Origin of the sequence: Kocuria gwangalliensis (assembly GCF_039544365.1) — a bacterium.
Taxonomy (GTDB): domain Bacteria; phylum Actinomycetota; class Actinomycetes; order Actinomycetales; family Micrococcaceae; genus Kocuria; species Kocuria gwangalliensis.
The window spans coordinates 1-17,596 of record NZ_BAABLN010000029.1 but is presented as its reverse complement, the minus strand read 5'-3'; the positions used below and the strand labels follow the sequence as shown (position 1 = coordinate 17,596).

Sequence of the window (17,596 nt, the reverse complement as noted above, 5' to 3'; positions counted from 1 at the left end):
ACGCACCTACTGCACGACGTTCTCGCGCCCGCGCTCGGCGTGCTGAAGGGCGCGGTAGACCGTGGAGCGGCCCACGCTGAATAGCTCGGCCAGCTCGCCCACGGTGTGCTCGTCGGCGGCATGTAGCTGGACGAGGTGAGCCTCCTGCCGGGCAGTCAGCTTTGGTGACTTCCCGCGCAGCCGACCCTTGGCCTTGACGACCTTCATCCCCTCGCGGGTGCGGGCACGGATGAGGTCGGCTTCGAACTCGGCGACCATCGCCAGCACGTTGAACAACAGCTTCCCCATCGGGTCGGTCGGGTCATACACCGATCCGGCGATGCTCAGTTTCACTTCCCGCGCCGCGAGATCGTCGGCGATCTGGTGGGCATCACGGACCGAACGCGCCGGCCGATCGAGCTTGGTGACCACGAACGTATCGCCGTCCCGACAGGCAGCCAGCGCCTGCCGCAGGCCCTCACGGTCGGCATTGCGGACCGTGAGCCCGTGATCGACGTAGATCCGCTTGGGATCGACGCCGAACGCCACGAGCCCTTCCCGCTGCGCGGTCAGGTCCTGCTCGTCGGTGGAGACTTGGGCATAGCCGACCTTCAATGGGGACATGTTCCCCGGTGTGTCACATAGCCTCCCTTCACCGGACAGTTCACCGGACGGGTCTTACGGGACAGCCCGCCAGGCGTGCCGTCGTTCCTCCCGAGCAGTAGCGGTGGTGTCCGGTGAGGGTTCCCCTTACGGACATGCGATCTGGCCTAACACCTGAGACGGAGTGTTCAGTGCGTGCTGTATAGTTCAGTGCATGCTGACTATTGCTTCGCGTCTCGACGTGATGAACCGCCTGGGTCGCGCACTGGCCGACCCCACTCGATCCCGGATCATCCTGACCCTGCTCGACCATCCCGCCTACCCGGCGGAACTGGCCCGAGATCTGGACCTGACACGCCCGAACGTGTCCAACCACCTGGCATGCCTGCGCGATTGCGGGATCGTCGTCTCCGAGCCCGAGGGCCGCCGGACACGATATGAGATCGCCGATTCGCACCTGGCGCAGGCACTGACGGCACTGGTCGATGCCACCCTGGCAGTGGACGAAGACGCTCCGTGCATCGATCCCGCCTGCTCGCTTCCCGGATGCGACGCAGCTGGGGAGGGCGCATGATCCTCACCTCGGTCTTACAGGCGATGGGCCTGTTCGCAGCAACCAACATCGACGACATCATCGTGCTCTCCCTCTTCTTCGCTCGAGGGGCAGGCCAGCGCGGCACCACCGCCCGCATTCTGGCCGGCCAGTACCTCGGGTTCGCCGGCATCCTCGGTGCCGCGGTCCTGGTGACCATCGGCGCCGGAGCATTCCTGCCATCGGCAGTCATCCCGTACTTCGGTCTCATCCCTCTGGGCCTCGGCCTGTGGGCCGCATGGCAGGCCTGGCGCGGAGACAATGACGACGATGACGACGCCAAGGTTGCCGGCAAAAAGGTCGGCGTGTGGACAGTCGCAGGCGTTACCCTTGCCAACGGCGGCGACAACATCGGCGTCTACACCCCCGTCTTCCTCAGCGTGGAACCTCTCGCAGTAGTCGCTTACTGCATCGTCTTCCTCGCGCTCGTCGCGGTCCTGGTCGTCCTGGCAAAGTTCGTCGCCACCCGCCCACCGATCGCCGAGATGCTCGAACGCTGGGAGCACATCCTCTTCCCCATCGTTCTCATCGGCCTCGGCGTCGTGATCCTCGTCAGCGGCGGGGCCTTCGGACTCTGACGTAGCGGCAGCGAGCCAAACGACCCCGACTGGGCACACACCTCTCGGTTCAGACCGCCACACCTACCCGCAGCCAGTCCTGCGTGAGCGCGGCGACAAGGCCGCCACGGAGCGCTGCAATAACCCCGCCACCAAGCGAACGAAGCCACAGAAAAGCAGGAGCGAAGTCTCAGGGGAGGGAAATGCAGATAGCGGACACCTTTTCTGCATCTTCATCACATGAGACTGCCGTGCTGCAGGTTCCTCACATCAGACTGGATAGGCCGCGCTAACAGGCTGCGCCGCGGACACATGACGGGACCCCGGGCGGTTGGACAAGCTTGAGCGTGTGCCGGTCCCTGCACCTATGTCGGTTAGGACACCAAGATCGACGCCGCCAGTTCCCCGGGGATCTCCACGGTTTCGGTGCGGTCGGACCGGCGCAGTGTGACGGGGCCGGGGTGGGAGGAGTGCGTATCGCCGGAGGGAGCGGAACCGCTGATCACTACGGTCGCACCCGGCATGAGCCCGGCATCGTAGAGGGAGCTGAGCAACTCCGTGTGGGTCTGCACTGATTCCGAGATCAGCTCCAACGTGTATTCGCGCTCGCCGTCGGAGTGGGGCGCACCAGCTTCGGCAGCATCCGCGCCAGTTCCAGCGCCACCGGGCCGAAACGAATCAGCACCAGCAGTATCCGCCTCGCCAGAACCAGAAGCAGCACTCGTCTGCGCCACAGCATCCAACAGCGAGACGCCCTCCGGGTTCTGGGTGAACGCCCCGTGGATCGGGGTGCCGTACGGGGAGGTCGTGGGGGAGGCCAGCAGTTTCTCGAGCAGCACCTCTACCCGGTCGCTCATCACGTGTTCCCAGCGGCAGGCTTCTTCGTGCACGTAGGGCAGCTCCAACCCGATCACGTCCGCCAACATGCGCTCGGCCAGCCGGTGCTTGCGCATCACGGACGTGGCCTGCTCGCGGCCCTCAGCGGTCAGGGAAACCGTGCGGGTACGGATGTCTCCTTCGGAGAGGGTCATGAGCCCCTTGCGGCACAGCCGCTGCACGGTTTCGGAGACTGTGGGGCCGGTGTGGCCCAGGCGCTCCACGATGCGGGCGCGCAGGGCGGGGATGCCCTCTTCCTCGAGCTCCAGCACGGTGCGCAGGTACATCTGGGTGGTATCGATCAAATCTGTCATGGCGCGCTCCTAGCTGTGGAACCGGTCCTTCTCCAACGAAGAATCCCAAAGATTCTGCCCGGGCTTCACAGTATGAACCGTGAAACCCGGGCAGGCCACCACGGAGTGGAAATCACACGAGTCCGCGATTGAGCAGACGGCCCGAGGGCTTCTTGTAGTCGACTTCCTTGCCGCCCACAAAAGTCTTGCGGACCTTACCGGAGAGCACCTTTCCCTGGTACGGGGTGATGGGGTTCTTGTGGTTGAGGGACTTAGCGTCCACCACGAAGCTCTCGTCCTGCGCGAAGACGGCCATGTCGGCGTCGTAGCCCAGGGACAGGCGACCCTTGGAACGCAAGCCAACTCGCTCGGCCGGGCGAGTGGACATCCACTGGAGGACCCTGTCCAGGCCCACGCCGCGGCGTCGCGCTTCGGTCCAGATCAGCGACAGACCCAGCTGCAGGGACGAAACGCCGCCCCATGCCACGCCGAAGTCGCCGTTACCCAGATCCTTGAGGTCCAGGGTCGACGGCGAGTGGTCCGAGACAATGAAGTCGATGGTGCCGTCCAACAGACCCTCCCACAGCTTCTCCCGGTTGGAGACTTCGCGCACCGGCGGGCAGCACTTGAACGCGGTGGCGCCGTTGGGGATCTCCTCGGAGAGCAGGGTCAGGTAGTGCGGGCAGGTCTCCACGGTGATGTCCAGACCGTCGCGCTTGGCGGAGGCGATCATGGGCAGCGCGTCGGAGGAGGACAGGTGCAGGATGTGCGAGCGCGCCTCGGTCCAGCGGGTGCGCTCGATGACCTCGGCGATGGCAATGTTCTCGGCACCGCGCGGGCGGGACTTGAGGAAGTGCTCGTACACGTCACCGTTGGGCTGCGGGGCCTTGTCGATGGTGCGCGAATCCTCCGCGTGCACGATCAGCAGCGAGTCGAAGGTCTTGACCTCGGCCAGCGCCTCCTCCATCTCATCCGCTTCCAGGTGCGGGAACTCGTCCACGCCGGAGTGGAGCAGGAAGCACTTGAAGCCGAACACGCCGTGGTCGTGGAGGGGTCGCAGATCCTCCTTGTTACCGGGGATCGCGCCGCCCCAGAAGCCGACGTCCACGAACGCGTTCTGCTGCGCGAACAGCCGCTTGTACTCCAACGCGGCCACGTTCACGGTGGCGGGCACGGAGTTCAGGGGCATGTCCACGATGGTGGTCACACCGCCGGCCGCGGCGGCGCGGGTTGCGGAGCCGAAACCCTCCCACTCGGTGCGGCCGGGCTCATTGACGTGCACGTGGGTGTCCACGAGGCCGGGAATCAGGGTTTCGTCCTCGGCGAGCTCCACAACCTGGGCGCCCTCGAGGTTCGCGCCGAGCGGTTCGATCGCCACGATCTTGCCGTCCTTGACGCCCACCTCGCGCGGGGAGAAGTGATCGCCGCACGAGACCCGCTTGCCGCGCACCACCAGGTCGTACGTCCCGGCCTGCTGACCGGTGATGCGGGCCTCGGTGGGCTCGTCCGATTCCGTGAGCTTGTTCTCCGCCTTGTACGCGCGGATCAGTTCGCGCACGCGCTCGGCGCTGTTGACCTCGTGGGCAAGCTTGATCTGCTCGGCGCGCGCGGACTCGACCTCCTCGCGGCGCTCCCCGGCCACGGCCAGCTGGGAGTTCTCCTGGGCCACGTCCTGCGGGGACGCATTGACCTCGGGGTTCGACGCCGCCTCGGCCACCTTGGCCTGCACGCTCTCCGTGGCGCGCTTGGCGTTCTCCTGCGGATCCGTGGTGCGCTGGTTCGTGTCCTCAGCGGGCCGGTTGTTCTTGGTGTCGCCGGTGTTCTTATTGCCCTGGTGAGGGGTCGCGTTCATGACGGGGAGGTCCTTTTGGAAGGGGCGGGAACGGTGACGGCGCGGGCCGTTCAGCCGTTCGAGGTCGAGGCTAGTTCTGAAGCTACCGCGTGTCCCACCTCACACAGTAGCCGGGGTGCTTCACGCATGGAGGTGTGGGCGTCCGGTGCCAGGTCGGAGAGGGCATGCGTTGCCCGGAAACCGGTGGCCTCCAGCGTTTCGCGGTCCAGCGTGGTGCGGCCGCACACGGCGATCACGGGCACGCCGTGGGCCTGGCCGACCCGCAAAACACCCACCGGGGTCTTGCCGCCCAGGGATTGCTCGTCCAGGCTGCCTTCCCCGGTGATCAACAGGTCAGCGCCGGTCACGGCTCGATCCAAGTTCACCAAGTCGAGGACGACGTCGATCCCCGGCCTTCGCGTCGCATGCAAGACGGCCAGCGCGGCGTAGCCGACGCCGCCGGCGGCACCGGCGCCCGGAGCTTGAGCCGCATCGCGTGCGGAGTCTCCCAGGGTCTCGGCAAGGACATCGCGGAAAGTGACCAGGGCGGCGTCGAGCTCGGACACGTCCTGCTGGGAGGCGCCCTTCTGCGGGCCGAAGATCGCGGCGGCACCGCGCTCGCCGGTGAGCGGGTTGTCCACGTCCGCCGCGAGGACGAACTGGGCCTCGGGGACGCGCGGATGCAGTCCGGAGAGATCTACGGTGGCCAACTGCGCGAGGGTGGCGCCGCCGTCGGGAATCTCGTGGCCGGCTGCGTCGAGGAGCCGGGCGCCCAGGCCCGCGAGCATGCCCGCGCCGCCGTCCGTGGTGGCGCTGCCGCCCACGCCCAGGATCACCCGCGTGCAGCCGGTGTCCAGTGCTGCGGCAATCAATTCACCGGTGCCGCGGCTGGTGGCCTCGCGAGCGGCGAGGATCGGATCGCCGTTCTCATCGTGGGGGAGTGCGGCCAGGCCGGAGGCAAGGGACATCTCGACCACGGCGGTGTCGTCGAGTCGGGCCCACGCGGCCGCCACGGGTTCGCCGATCGGGCCGGTGACCGTGAGGTCGTGGCGCGTGTACCCGGCGGTGACCGCGGCGTCCAACGTGCCCTCACCGCCGTCGGCCACGGGCAGGACCGTGACCTGGGCGTGGGGCTGGGCCTCACGGATCCCGGCTGCGATGTGCGCGGCCGCCTCCTCGGCGCTGACCGAGCCCTTGAACTTGTCTGGTGCCACCACAATGCGCACGAGAACCTCCCGAAAAACTAGAGATGAACCGCGAGCCGCGCACGGATTCCGTGAGCGGCCCGCGAGGTATCGGACAGAGTAGAACACTCCGTTGGCAGTGGAGGTTGTCAGTCGAGCAGGGCGATGGCGGTGGGTGCGTCCACACCGCGTGCCGCCAGCTCCTCGAACTCCACCACGTTGTCCAGCTCGGTGCCCATGGAGATGTTGGTGACCTTCTCCAGGATCACTTCCACCATCACGGGAACCTGATGCTCCTGGGCCAGCGAGTCGGCCTGGGCGAACGCTTCCTGCAGCTTGTCCGGATCGGTCACGCGCACGGCCTTGCACCCCAGGCCCTCGACCACCTTGAGGTGATCCACACCGTATCCCTGGGTTTCCGGGGAGTTGATGTTGTCGAAGGCCAGCGACACGTTCTGTTCCATCTTGAACCCGCGCTGGGACTGACGGATCAGGCCCAGGTAGGAGTTGTTCACGACCACGTGGATGTAGGGCAGATTGAACTGCGCGCCCACGGCCAACTCCTCGATCATGAACTGGAAATCGTAGTCACCGGACAGGGCCACCACGGTCTCGCCGGGCTTACCGCGCACCACACCCAGGGCGGCCGGACCGGTCCAACCCAGGGGCCCGGCCTGACCCGCGTTGATCCACCGGCGTGGACCGTACACGTGCAGGAACTGGCCACCGGCGATCTGTGACAGACCGATTGTGGACACGAAGGTGACGTCCTGACCGAAGGCCGAGTTCATCTCCTCGTACACGCGCTGCGGTTTGATGGGCACCTCGGTGAAGTGCGTCTTGCGCTGGAGCTGGCCCTTGCGCTGGATGCATTCCTTGGCCCACACGCCGTAATCGGGAACGGAGAACCTGCCCTTACGTTCCTTGGCCACCTCGAGGAGCACGGTCAGGGCGGCGTCGGCGTCGGAGACGATGCCCAGGTCCGGCGAGAACACGCGACCGATCTGGGTGGGTTCGATGTCCACGTGCACGAACGTGCGGCCCTCGGTGTACTTGTCAATGGACCCGGTGTGGCGGTTGGCCCAGCGGTTACCGATGCCCAGGACGAAGTCCGAGGCCAGGAACGTCTCGTTGCCGTAACGGTGCGAGGTCTGCAGGCCCACCATGCCGGCCATCAACGGGTGATCGTCGGGGATGGCGCCCCAGCCCATCAGGGTGGGGATCACGGGAACATCCAGCACCTCGGCGAGCTCGACCAGCTTCTCGGACGCGTTGGCGTTGATGACGCCGCCACCGGCCACGATCAGCGGGCGCTCCGAGGCGAACAGCATGTCCAGGGCGCGTTCGGCCTGGGCGCGCGTGGCCGCGGGCTTGGACACGGGCAGGGGTTCGTAGAGATCGATGTCGAACTCGATCTCGGCCAACTGCACGTCCAGGGGCAGGTCGATCAGCACCGGACCCGGGCGGCCCGTGCGCATCTCGTGGAACGCACGCTGGAACGTGCCCGGGATCTGACCCGGCTCCAGCACGGTCACCGCCATCTTGGTCACCGGTTTGGCGATCGAGGCGATATCCACGGCCTGGAAATCTTCCTTGTGCAACTTGGCCACCGGTGCCTGACCGGTGATGCACAGAATCGGCACGGAGTCCGCAATTGCGGCGTAGAGGCCGGTGATCATGTCGGTGCCGGCGGGGCCCGAGGTGCCCACGCAAATGCCGATGTTGCCGGGAGCGGCGCGGGTGTATCCGTCGGCCATGTGCGAGGCGCCCTCGACATGGCGGGCCAGCGTGTGCCGGATACCCCCGTCGTTACGCATGGCCGAGTAGAACGGGTTGATGGCCGCACCGGGTAAACCGAACGCCTCGGTTGCGCCTTCCTTCTTCAGGATGGCGACAATGGCGTCCACCGTACGCATCTTGGTCATGATGTTCTCCTTGAAATCTTGTGTCGGACCGCCGGGCCCGCGTGGGCCGGGCACTTACTTCTCGTCGCCGCCGGAGAGTTCATGGGCGAGCTTGAACAGCCCCGAGTGGTCCAGGCCGCCGTCGCCGCGGGCGACCAGGGCGGAGACCAGCTGGGCGACGACCGCGCCCAACGGGATGGTGACGCCGGCCTCGCGTGCGGCGGCGGTGACGATGCCCATGTCCTTGTGGTGCAGGGCCAGGCGGAAACCGGGATCGAAGTTGCGATCGAGCATCTTCTGTCCCTTTTGATCAAGAACCTTGGAGCCGGCCAGGCCACCGCCGAGGACCTTTAGAGCGGCATCGGTGTCCACGCCGTAGGCCTCGAGGAACACGACCGACTCGGCGAGCAACTGGATGTTGCCGGCCACAATGAGCTGGTTGGCGGCCTTGACCGTCTGACCGGAGCCGGAGGGGCCCACGTGCACGATGGTCTTGCCCACGCCATTGAGGACTTCCTGGGCTGCTTCGAAATCGGTGGCTTCGCCGCCCACCATGATGGACAGTGCTGCGTTGATCGCGCCCTGTTCGCCACCGGAGACCGGGGCGTCCAGCGGGCGGATGCCGGCCTCGCGAGCCGCGCCGGCCAGGTTCACGGCCACGTCCGGGCGAATGGTGGACGCGTCGATCCACAGGGCGCCCTTCGGGGCGTTGGCGAAGACGCCGTCCGCACCCTCCACCACGTCCTGGACGTCCGGGGAGTCCGGAACCATGGTGATGATGACCTCGGCGTCCTTGACGGCCTCGGCCACGGAGCCGGCAGCGGTGCCGCCCGCCTGGGCAAGTTCTTGAGCCTTTTCGGGGGAGCGGTTGTACCCGGTCACCTGGTGGCCGGCCGTGACGAGGTTCTTGGCCATGGGAAGGCCCATGATGCCCAGTCCGATAACTGCAACCTTGGCCATGATGTTCTCCTTAGACGTTCTGCGGTGATCCGCGGGTGTAGCTGGTGTTTGGTCGTGGTGCGCCGCTCGCTGCTGCTCGCCGCGCTAGGTCCGTGCGCTGCTTGTGGCGCGATGTTCGCGGGCGCGGCCGGATCAGGCGCGCTTCTCGCAGGGCAGCCACGCGAAGGGATCCTCCTGCGAAGCCTTGTACTCCAGGCCGATCACGCCGTCGTAGCCGAGCTCGCGGGAGCGGTCGATCCACGTCTCGAGCGGTAGCTCACCGGTGCCGGGTTCGTTGCGGCCGGGGTTGTCGGCGATCTGGATGTGCCCGAAGTCGGCGGCGTGATCCTCGATGACGCGCTCCACATCGTCACCGTTGACGGCCAAGTGGTAGAAGTCGGCCAGCAGCTTGACGTTGTCGCGGCCCACCTTCTCGATGATGGCCAGGGCGTCCGCGGCGGTCTTGAGCGGGTAGGCCTCGGTTCCGGAGACGGGTTCGAGCAGTACCACGCCGCCCAGGGGCGCCACGGCATCCGCTGCGCGCTGCAGGTTTTCGACGCCGATCCGGTCCTGTTCCGCGGCGTCCTCGCCATCCAAACGGTTGCCGTAAAGCGCGTTGAACGCCGTGCAGCCTGTGGCTTGGGCAATCTTCACCACGGCGTTGATATTGGCCCGAAACTCTTCCGAGCGGGCCGGCTGGGAGAGCACGCCGCGCTCGCCGCCGGGCATGTCACCGGCGTAGAAGTTCAACCCGGTCAATTGGACGCCGGCGTTCTTGAGCGCGGCCACGAATTCTTGGATCTCGGCCTCCGACGGGGTGGGCGTGGGGAACGGCCACCAGAACTCGGCGCGGGTGAAGCCGGCGGAGGCCACGGCTTGCGGGCGGTCGTTGATCGGGAGATCGGTCAGCAGGATCGACGAGTTGACGGTGTAGCTCACGGTGTTCCTCCTGTGCGGCGGCCCTCGCGGGTGCCTGGATTTCGGATTGTGGAATCGAACTTTTATCTAGTGAAAATACTAGATCCGAGTGTGACCTACGTCAACCTCTGGTGTGAGATGTTTCTCGCGGTGCCTCCCGCTGACCGGCTGGGAAATGTAACCCGTCCCCATGCCGCCCGAGCCCGGGGGAGCACTGACGCCCACGGCGAACCACTTTCCCCCGGCATGACGTACCCCTCAATGGGGGTCTACAGTCACCTCCCATGACTACTAACGTTGCTGCCTATCAGGCCGTTGCTTCCGGGGCCCCTCTGGAGAAGGGCACCATTGAGCGCCGGGACCTGCGCCCGGACGACATCCGCATTGAGATCGAGTTCGCGGGGATCTGCCACTCGGACATCCACACCGTGCGTGAGGAATGGGGACCGATCGATTTCCCCATGGTCCCGGGCCACGAGATCATCGGCCGCGTCACCGAGGTGGGATCCGAGGTCTCGAAATTCGCCGAAGGTGAGCGCGCGGGCGTGGGATGCCTCGTCGATTCCTGCCGCGAGTGCGAGTGGTGCCTGAAGGGCGAGGAGAACAACTGCCCCAACGCCGTGGGCACGTACAACGGTGTGGACCGCTTCGACGGGCGGCCCACGGACGGCGGCTACGCCACGGAAATCGTGGTATCCGAGGCGTTCGCGCTGCACATCCCCGAGAACCTCGATCCGGCTGCCACCACGCCGCTGCTGTGCGCCGGCATCACCACGTACTCCCCGCTGCGCACATGGGGCGTCACCGAGGGCTCCAAGGTGGCCGTGGTGGGCATGGGCGGCCTGGGGCACGTGGCTGTCAAGCTTGCGAAGGCCATGGGCGCGGAGGTGACCGTGATCAGCCAGACCCGTTCCAAGGAAGAGGATGGCCGCCGCTTCGGCGCCACCGACTGGATCGCCCGCAAGGAGGACCCCGAAGCGCTCAAGAACCACAAGGGCGCGTTCGACGTCATCATCAACACCGTCTCGGCGCACATCGACGTGCAGGAGTTCATGGCCACCCTGCGCCCGCACGGCGCCATGGTGCTACTGGGTCTGCCCACCGAAGCCCTCGAGGTGAGCGCCCCCTCGCTCATCGGCGGCCGCAAGTCCCTGACCGGTTCCAACATCGGCGGCATCCGCGAGACCCAGGAGATGCTCGACTTCTGCGGTGAGCACGGCGTGAGCGCGGAGATCGAACTCATCAAGGCCGATGACATCAACGACGCCTACGACCGCGTGGTGGGCTCGGACGTGCGCTACCGCTTCGTCGTCGACGCCAAGACGTTCTGAGGTCCTGAGCTCTCAAGCGTCAGCGCCCCGCATGGCCTCCCAGCGTCAGCGGGGCGTGGCGGTTGACGTCCTTGTACAGCAGGTAGCGGAAGGGTTTGGGGCCCCCGGCGTAGCAGGCCTGCGGGCAGAAGGCGCGCAGCCACATGAAGTCGCCCTCCTGCACCTCGACCCAGTCCTCGTTGAGGCGGTACACCGCCTGACCCTCGAGCACGTAGAGCCCGTGTTCCATCACGTGGGTCTCCGCGAACGGGATGATCCCGCCGGGCAGGAACGTCACGATGGTCACGTGCATGTCGTGTCGCACGTCCGCCGGATCCACAAAACGCGAGGTGGCCCAGCGGCCCTCGGTGCCGGGCATGGGGGTGGGCTCCACATCCTGGTCATTGGTCACGAAAGATTCCGGCTTCTCGATGCCCGCGACCTTCTGATAGCGCTTACGCACCCACATGAACCGAGTCTCCTCGGAGCCGCGGTTGTGCACGGTCCACGTCTCACCGGGGGCAATGAACGCGTAGCCACCGGGGTCGAGGGTGTGAACGTCGTCGTCACCGGGCTCGTCACCCAGGGTCAGCTCGAGGGAGCCCTCCATGACGAACAGCACCGCCTCCGCATCCGGATCGTCCTCGGGCTTGTCCGAGCCGCCGCCGGGAGAGACCTCCATGAGGTACTGGGAGAATGTCTCCGCGAAACCGGTCAGCGGCCGAGCGAGCACCCACAGCCGGGTGCCTTCCCAATGCGGCAGGAACGAGGTCACGATGTCCCGCTGCGTGCCCCGCGGAATCACCGCGTAGGCCTCCTTGAACATGGCCCGGTCGGTCAGCAGATCGGTCTGCGGCGGGTGGCCGCCGTGGGTTGCCCAGTACGTGCGTTCGCTCATTGAGTTCCTCCTAATTCAGAATGTTCAGCGTTCGACGCCGCCACGCCCGTCTTCGCGACCGAGCTCACCGTTTCCCGGGTCAAGCCGGCGGCGCGCAGCTCGTCCTCGGTCACCGCGCCGCACAGCGTGCCGCGCAGGATGTAGCGGGCCAGGGCGCGAGCGGTGGCGGGTTCGTCGGCAACGTCTGCGGCTTCGATGCCGGGTACCGACCGACGGGAGTAGACCTCCAGGCGGTGGGCGGCGGCGCGGAACCCATCGCGGTAGAACGCGTAATTGGTGAGAAAGCGCGTGGGCAGCTGGTGGGCGTGCAGATCCCAGCCCTGGTAGTACCCGCGCTCCAGGGACCGGTGGACCAGTCGTGCGTGCAGCGCCCAGGACTCGCGGCGCTGGGCGGCGTCGCCCACGGGCAACTGGTTGGTGGAACCGTCCGAGAGGTGCACACCGGTTCCGGCCACCGCCACCTGCATGACGTTCTTGGCAAAGTCCGCGGCAGGGTGCTCCATGGACTGGAACTGCGCGGAGATGCCCAGGGACGCCGAGTAGTCGTAGGTGCCGTAGTGCAATGACGTTGCACGGCCCTCGGCGGCGCGCAGCATCGCGGGGATCAGGCACGTGCCGTCCAGTCCCAGGATCATGGGGGCCGTTTCCATTTGGATCTCGAAGCGCAGCCGGTCGTTGGGCAGGCCCAGCGCATCCTCCAGCGCCTGGCACGCATCGACCATGACCTGCACCTGTTCCACGGAGGAAACCTTGGGCAGCGTCAGCACGAGTCCGTCCGGCAAACCGTCAGAGCTCACGCCCGCCTCGATGAGACCGCCCTCGCGCACCAGGGTGCTGACGAAAACATCCAGGGACCGCAGGCCACGGGCGCGGGTTGCCCCTTCAAAGCATTTGAAACGGATGCCCGCGAAGGCCGGGGCCGGCGCGGAGCCGTTGGCCCGGTTGATCGCGAACTGTGCCACGGTGCGCGCGGCCTGGGCCGCGGCGGCATCTTCTTCGCCGTCGGAACGATTGCCGAAACCGTCCTCGAGATCCAGTCGCAGATCTTCGATCGGCTCGGTCTGCAGCTTGGCGGCCACACGATCCACGACGTCGCTCACGCCGTCCCCGGTCAGACCAGCCAGCTCGGCGAGTATCCGGAGCCCGCCCGATTCATCGGCGGCGGCCTGTGCAGCGCGACCCCATGAGGCGGGGGTGTCCACGGTGACGAGGTCTGCCGGGACGTAGCACGTGTGTACGGGCTGGCGGACCCCGGAGTCACCCGGGAAGAACCGGGCGAGGTCAGCGTCGGTGCCGGCGAGCACCAGATCCGCCCGCTGGTAGAACGCGGTCGGCAGGCTCGCTCCGGCCGGGAGGACCCCCGCCGAGCCGCCCAGCGCGGCGTCGGCGGGGGCAGCGGAGGCGACGTGCACCCCGAGAATGGATTGTGTCATTTGGCCCCTTCCATGAGGTCATACGCGGGCAGGGTCAGGAAGTCCGGGTAGTTGTCGCTCAGTACCATGTCGGAGATGAGCTTGCCCGCCGGGACGAACCACTTCTCGTAGTTCTCCGCATCGATTTCTTCCTTGAGGGCGTCCAACTGCTTCTCCAGGGCGTCGGCGACCAGCTCGCGCGTTGCGGTGTTTCCGGTGTCGGTGTAGACCACACCGTTCTTAATCTGCTGCCAGATCTGGGAGCGGGAGATTTCCGCGGTGGCAGCGTCCTCCATGAGGTTGTGAATGGCCACGGCGCCGTTACCGGACAACCAGACCGCGATGTAGCGGATGGCCACGTAAAGATTGGCGTTGAGCTCCGCCTCGGTGCGCTGATCGCCGGCGGAGGGGACGTCCAGCAGCTGCTCGGGGGTCACGGAGACCTCCGGGCGCTGGCGGTCCACCTGGTTGGGGTTGTCGCCGAGCACGCCGTCGAAAACTTCCAGGCACACGGGAACGAGGTCCGGGTGGGCCACCCAGGAGCCGTCGAATCCGTCGTTGGCTTCGCGGGTCTTGTCGCTGCGGACCTTCTCGAAGGCCGCGCGGTTGACCTCTTGGTCCTTGCGGGACGGGATGAACGCGGCCATGCCGCCCATCGCGAATGCGCCGCGCTTGTGGCAGGTCTGCACGAGCAGCTCGGTGTAGGCGCGCATCAGCGGCGCGGTCATGGTGACCGCGGAACGGTCGGCCAGGATGAACTTCTCACCGGCGTCACGGAAGTACTTGATGATCGAGAACAGGTAATCCCACCGGCCGGCGTTCAGACCGGAAGCGTGGTCACGCAGTTCGTAGAGGATCTCGTCCATTTGGAACGCGGCGGGAATGGTCTCGATGAGCACCGTGGCGCGAATGGTGCCGTGCTCGATGCCCAGGTATTCCTCGGCGAACGTGAACACGTCGTTCCACAGCCGCGCCTCGAGGTAGGACTCCATCTTGGGCAGGTAGTAGTACGGACCGTGGCCGTTGTCCACCAGCTGCTTGGCGGTGTGGAAGAAGTGCAGGCCGAAGTCCGTGAGCGAACCGGAGCCTTCCGTGCCGTTCACGGTGATGTTGTGCTCGGGCAGATGCCAGCCGCGCGGGCGGGTCACGACCACGGCGAGCGGCACATCCTCGCGCAGCGTGTACTCCTTGCCCTCCGGTGAGGTGAAGGCCAGGGTGCCGCGGGCGGCGTCGCGCAGATTGGCGATCGCGTCGATCTGGTTGGCCCAGCTGGGGCTCGCGGCGTCCTCGAGATCGGCCAGCCACACCTTGGCACCGGAGTTCAGCGCATTGATGGCCATCTTGGCCGGCGTTGCGGGGCCGGTCATTTCCACGCGGCGGTTCTGTAGCGCCCGGGGTGCCGGGGCAACCTTCCAGTCACCCTCGCGCACCTGGCGGGTTTCCTCCGGGAAGTCTAGGGTGCCGGTTGAAGCGGCCTGCTCGCGTGCGGTTTCGCGCTTGCCCAGCAGCTCTTCGCGGCGGTCGTTGAACTTCTCGTGCAGTGCCTCGATGAACGCCAGGGCCTCGTCGGAGAGGATCTCGCTGGCCGCGGCCACGTTGTGCGGGGTGTTGTGGGTGATGGTCATGGTTGCCTCCTGAAAATTTCGGGTGGTGCTGGTAGTGCGGGTGGTGCTGTCGTGCCGGTGGTGCGTGGACTTGCTCGAAACGGTGGGCGGGCGGCGTCGTCGTCTTGTGAACGGCGACGACGCCGCCCGTCAGGGTGCCGCGTTACTGGCCGCCCTCGCCCAGCGCGGTGTTCTTGACCGCTTCCGCCACGGCCGGGGCCACGTTGGGGTCGAACACGCTGGGGACGATGAAGCTCGCGTTGCGCTCGTCCGGTTCCACACAGTCCGCAATGGCCTTGGCCGCGGCCACGAGCATCTCGGAGGTGATGTCCGAGGCTCCGGCGTCCAGCAGGCCGCGGAACAGACCGGGGAAGGCGAGCACGTTGTTGATCTGGTTCGGGAAGTCGCTGCGGCCGGTGGCGACCACGGCGGCGTGCTCGGCCGCCTCGGCCGGGTGCACCTCGGGGTCAGGGTTGGCCATGGCGAACACAATGGCGTCATCGGCCATGGTGGCGATATCGGCACCGTCCAGAACGTTGGGGGCGGACACGCCGATGAAGACGTCCGCACCGGCCACGGCTTCCTTGAGCGAACCGGAGAAGTTGTTCTTATTGGTGTTCTCGGCCAGCCATGTGCGGTGGGGATCGGTGTAGGTCTCGCCGGAATGGATGGCGCCCTTGCGCGAGCACGCGATCACGTTGGCCACGCCGTTGGCGAGCAGCAACTGGATGATGGCGTTGCCGGCGGCGCCCACACCGGAGACGACCACCTTGACGTCCTCGATCTTCTTGTCCACCACGCGCAGGGCGTTGTAGAGGGCGGCCAGGGTCACGATGGCGGTGCCGTGCTGGTCGTCGTGGAAGACGGGGATGTCGAGTTCTTCGCGCAGGCGGGCCTCGATCTCGAAGCAGCGCGGAGCCGCGATGTCCTCGAGGTTCACACCGCCGTACACCGGGGCCATGGCCTTGACGATGCTGATGATTTCTTCCGTGTCCTTGGTGTCCAGGCACACGGGCCAGGCGTCAACGTCCGCAAAGGCCTTGAAGAGCGCGGCCTTGCCCTCCATGACGGGAAGGGCTGCGGCGGGGCCGATGTCACCCAGGCCGAGCACGGCGGTGCCATCGGTCACCACGGCCACGGTGTTGCGCTTGATGGTCAGACGGCGAGCGTCCTCCGGGTTCTCGGCAATGGCCATGCACACGCGGGCCACACCGGGGGTGTAGGCGCGGGAGAGGTCATCGCGGTTACGCAGGGAGACCCGCGGGGTGACCTCGATCTTGCCGCCCAGGTGGATCAGGAAGGTGCGGTCGGAGATCTTGTGGACGTTCACGCCCTCCAGGGCGTTGAGTGCATCCCGGACTTCGTCGCGGTGTTCGGCGTTGGAGACATTGCAGCTGATGTCGATCACTACGCTGGTGGGGTGCGATTCGACAATGTCCAACGCGGTGACCTGGGCGCCGGCAGCGGAGGCGGCGGTGGTGATTTCACTGGTCGAGGTGAATGTGGCGGGCGCTTCAACGCGCAGAACCATGGAGTATCCGGGGCTGGGTGTAGACATCTGTATGACGTTCCTTTCAGACCGAGCGGAACCCTCGCTCCATTTTAGTATCCGCATTGTGGAAAAAAGTTTCCACTTATTGAATCGTAGATGTAGTCTGGAACGAAAGACAAGACCCGTGTGAGAGTTATTTCACATGGTGACATCGGATGGACCGCCCGAACAGGGTTATCCGTCCATGACGGAAAGCGAGTTGGCACCATGGCAGAAGGCAAGAGCGGGGGAGGAGTCCAGTCGGTCGAGCGAGTGTTCGACCTCTTGAACATCATCACCGCTTCCGGGGGCGAGTCCTCCCTGAGCGATCTGGCGCACAAGGCCGAGCTCCCACTGCCCACCATCCACCGCTTGCTGCGCACCCTCGTGCCTTTGGGGTACGTGCGCCAGTTGCCCAACCGCAGTTATGCGCTGGGTCCTGGCCTGATCCGTTTGGGCTACACCGCCAGCCTGCAATTGGGAACCTACGCTCAGCCGGTGCTGCAGCAACTGGTCCAGGCGCTGGGTGAATCGGCCAACATGGCCGTGCTCGACGGCCGGATGGTCGTGTACGTGGGCCAGGCGCAGTCCTCGCAAGCGATGCGCATGTTCACCGAGGTCGGCCGCCGTGCGCCCCTGCACAACACGGGTGTGGGCAAGGCCATCCTGGCCACGCTCCCGGATGAGCAAGTGGTCTCCATTGTGCACTCGATGGGCATGCCCACCCCTACACCCAAGAGCCTGGGGACCGTGGACGCTCTGCTCGACGATCTCGAGAAGATACGCGAGCGCGGTTACGCCATTGACGACGAGGAGCAGGAGGTCGGCGTGCGCTGTTTCTCCATGGCGCTGCCCAACGCCCCCACACCCACCGCGATCTCGGTCTCCGGGCCCACTACGCGCGTGGACTGGGACTTCGGTGATCGCGCGGTGCCGCTGCTGCGCACCGCGGCCGAGGAATTGTCCCGTCAGTTCGTGCCGACGGGTTCCTGACGCCTTCCGAGGCAACGACAGCTTTGACGACGCCGCCGCGGCCCCCGATCTTTGGGGGCCGCGGCGAAACCGGGTGGGATCAGGCATCCCCGCCGGCGTTGCCGGAGGTCCCGGCGTTCGGGTCGAGCAGGTCGTACTTGTCGATCGCCTGCGCCGGTGCGGACCAGTCCAC

General features: G+C 66.4%; 14 protein-coding genes and 1 pseudogene. 4 read left to right on the top strand and 11 right to left on the bottom strand.

All coding sequences use genetic code 11. From position 1 onward, the window contains the following. Window positions 1-6 precede the first annotated feature (6 nt). Window positions 7-603, bottom strand: coding sequence for a recombinase family protein (locus ABEA06_RS08885; RefSeq protein WP_345311240.1), 597 nt, complete (start codon window positions 601-603; stop codon window positions 7-9). Between the two features lie 193 nt (window positions 604-796). On the opposite strand from ABEA06_RS08885, the gene cmtR reads away from it, so the two are divergent. Further along, window positions 797-1,156, top strand: coding sequence for a Cd(II)/Pb(II)-sensing metalloregulatory transcriptional regulator CmtR (cmtR, locus tag ABEA06_RS08880; protein ID WP_006590980.1), 360 nt, complete (start codon window positions 797-799; stop codon window positions 1,154-1,156). Continuing rightward, on the top strand, window positions 1,153-1,752 hold the full coding sequence (locus tag ABEA06_RS08875; protein WP_303381805.1) for a cadmium resistance transporter: 600 nt from the start codon (window positions 1,153-1,155) through the stop codon (window positions 1,750-1,752). Before cmtR ends, ABEA06_RS08875 begins: the two co-directional genes overlap by 4 nt. Window positions 1,753-2,105: 353 nt before the next feature. Here ABEA06_RS08875 and ABEA06_RS08870 read toward each other — a convergent pair whose 3' ends face one another. From ABEA06_RS08870 to ABEA06_RS08845, 6 genes and pseudogenes are all read right to left on the bottom strand, one after another. Further along, on the bottom strand, window positions 2,106-2,921 hold the full coding sequence (locus ABEA06_RS08870; protein WP_345311239.1) for a metal-dependent transcriptional regulator: 816 nt from the start codon (window positions 2,919-2,921) through the stop codon (window positions 2,106-2,108). A gap of 112 nt (window positions 2,922-3,033) precedes the next feature. Beyond that, window positions 3,034-4,386, bottom strand: a complete 1,353-nt coding sequence (gene allB, locus ABEA06_RS08865; RefSeq protein WP_345311337.1) for an allantoinase AllB — start codon at window positions 4,384-4,386, stop codon at window positions 3,034-3,036. Between the two features lie 416 nt (window positions 4,387-4,802). After that, the gene (locus ABEA06_RS08860; RefSeq protein WP_345311238.1) at window positions 4,803-5,957 is read right to left on the bottom strand and encodes a glycerate kinase; all 1,155 of its coding nucleotides are present in this window, start codon (window positions 5,955-5,957) and stop codon (window positions 4,803-4,805) included. A gap of 107 nt (window positions 5,958-6,064) precedes the next feature. Beyond that, a complete protein-coding gene (gene gcl / locus ABEA06_RS08855) occupies window positions 6,065-7,840 on the bottom strand; it encodes a glyoxylate carboligase (RefSeq protein WP_345311237.1) in 1,776 nt (591 codons plus the stop codon). A gap of 54 nt (window positions 7,841-7,894) precedes the next feature. Beyond that, a pseudogene (locus ABEA06_RS08850) lies at window positions 7,895-8,800 on the bottom strand (2-hydroxy-3-oxopropionate reductase); the annotation flags it as partial. Window positions 8,801-8,911: 111 nt separating this feature from the next. Beyond that, window positions 8,912-9,697, bottom strand: coding sequence for a hydroxypyruvate isomerase family protein (locus tag ABEA06_RS08845; RefSeq protein WP_345311236.1), 786 nt, complete (start codon window positions 9,695-9,697; stop codon window positions 8,912-8,914). A 263-nt stretch (window positions 9,698-9,960) separates the two neighbouring features. On the opposite strand from ABEA06_RS08845, the gene ABEA06_RS08840 reads away from it, so the two are divergent. After that, window positions 9,961-11,007, top strand: coding sequence for an NAD(P)-dependent alcohol dehydrogenase (locus ABEA06_RS08840; protein WP_303381800.1), 1,047 nt, complete (start codon window positions 9,961-9,963; stop codon window positions 11,005-11,007). Between the two features lie 19 nt (window positions 11,008-11,026). On the opposite strand, the gene ABEA06_RS08835 is transcribed toward ABEA06_RS08840, so the two are convergent. The 4 genes from ABEA06_RS08835 to ABEA06_RS08820 all read right to left on the bottom strand — a co-directional run bounded on the left by ABEA06_RS08835 (window position 11,027) and on the right by ABEA06_RS08820 (window position 16,458). After that, window positions 11,027-11,884: a bifunctional allantoicase/(S)-ureidoglycine aminohydrolase gene (locus tag ABEA06_RS08835; protein WP_312396751.1), complete on the bottom strand. Its 858-nt coding sequence runs from the start codon at window positions 11,882-11,884 to the stop codon at window positions 11,027-11,029. Then, complete coding sequence (locus tag ABEA06_RS08830) at window positions 11,881-13,317, bottom strand: DUF6986 family protein (protein WP_303381798.1); 1,437 nt, start codon at window positions 13,315-13,317, stop codon at window positions 11,881-11,883. Before ABEA06_RS08830 ends, ABEA06_RS08835 begins: the two co-directional genes overlap by 4 nt. Then, entirely contained in the window at window positions 13,314-14,921 is a 1,608-nt protein-coding gene (gene aceB, locus ABEA06_RS08825) for a malate synthase A (protein ID WP_303381797.1), read from the bottom strand. Before aceB ends, ABEA06_RS08830 begins: the two co-directional genes overlap by 4 nt. Window positions 14,922-15,063: 142 nt before the next feature. Next, window positions 15,064-16,458, bottom strand: coding sequence for an NAD-dependent malic enzyme (locus tag ABEA06_RS08820; protein WP_303381796.1), 1,395 nt, complete (start codon window positions 16,456-16,458; stop codon window positions 15,064-15,066). A gap of 201 nt (window positions 16,459-16,659) precedes the next feature. Between ABEA06_RS08820 and ABEA06_RS08815 the strand changes: the two genes are divergently transcribed. Next, the gene (locus ABEA06_RS08815; protein WP_303381795.1) at window positions 16,660-17,424 is read left to right on the top strand and encodes an IclR family transcriptional regulator; all 765 of its coding nucleotides are present in this window, start codon (window positions 16,660-16,662) and stop codon (window positions 17,422-17,424) included. Window positions 17,425-17,596 lie beyond the last annotated feature (172 nt).

Excerpts from the sequence above, each read along its gene's own strand:
- ABEA06_RS08885 (WP_345311240.1), bottom strand. The coding sequence starts at position 603 with ATGTCCCCATTGAAGGTCGGCTATGCCCAAGTCTCCACCGACGAGCAG.
- cmtR (WP_006590980.1), top strand. The coding sequence starts at position 797 with ATGCTGACTATTGCTTCGCGTCTCGACGTGATGAACCGCCTGGGTCGC.
- ABEA06_RS08875 (WP_303381805.1), top strand. The coding sequence starts at position 1,153 with ATGATCCTCACCTCGGTCTTACAGGCGATGGGCCTGTTCGCAGCAACC.
- ABEA06_RS08870 (WP_345311239.1), bottom strand. The coding sequence starts at position 2,921 with ATGACAGATTTGATCGATACCACCCAGATGTACCTGCGCACCGTGCTG.
- gcl (WP_345311237.1), bottom strand. The coding sequence starts at position 7,840 with ATGACCAAGATGCGTACGGTGGACGCCATTGTCGCCATCCTGAAGAAG.
- ABEA06_RS08840 (WP_303381800.1), top strand. The coding sequence starts at position 9,961 with ATGACTACTAACGTTGCTGCCTATCAGGCCGTTGCTTCCGGGGCCCCT.
- ABEA06_RS08835 (WP_312396751.1), bottom strand. The coding sequence starts at position 11,884 with ATGAGCGAACGCACGTACTGGGCAACCCACGGCGGCCACCCGCCGCAG.
- ABEA06_RS08830 (WP_303381798.1), bottom strand. The coding sequence starts at position 13,317 with ATGACACAATCCATTCTCGGGGTGCACGTCGCCTCCGCTGCCCCCGCC.
- aceB (WP_303381797.1), bottom strand. The coding sequence starts at position 14,921 with ATGACCATCACCCACAACACCCCGCACAACGTGGCCGCGGCCAGCGAG.
- ABEA06_RS08820 (WP_303381796.1), bottom strand. The coding sequence starts at position 16,458 with ATGTCTACACCCAGCCCCGGATACTCCATGGTTCTGCGCGTTGAAGCG.
- ABEA06_RS08815 (WP_303381795.1), top strand. The coding sequence starts at position 16,660 with ATGGCAGAAGGCAAGAGCGGGGGAGGAGTCCAGTCGGTCGAGCGAGTG.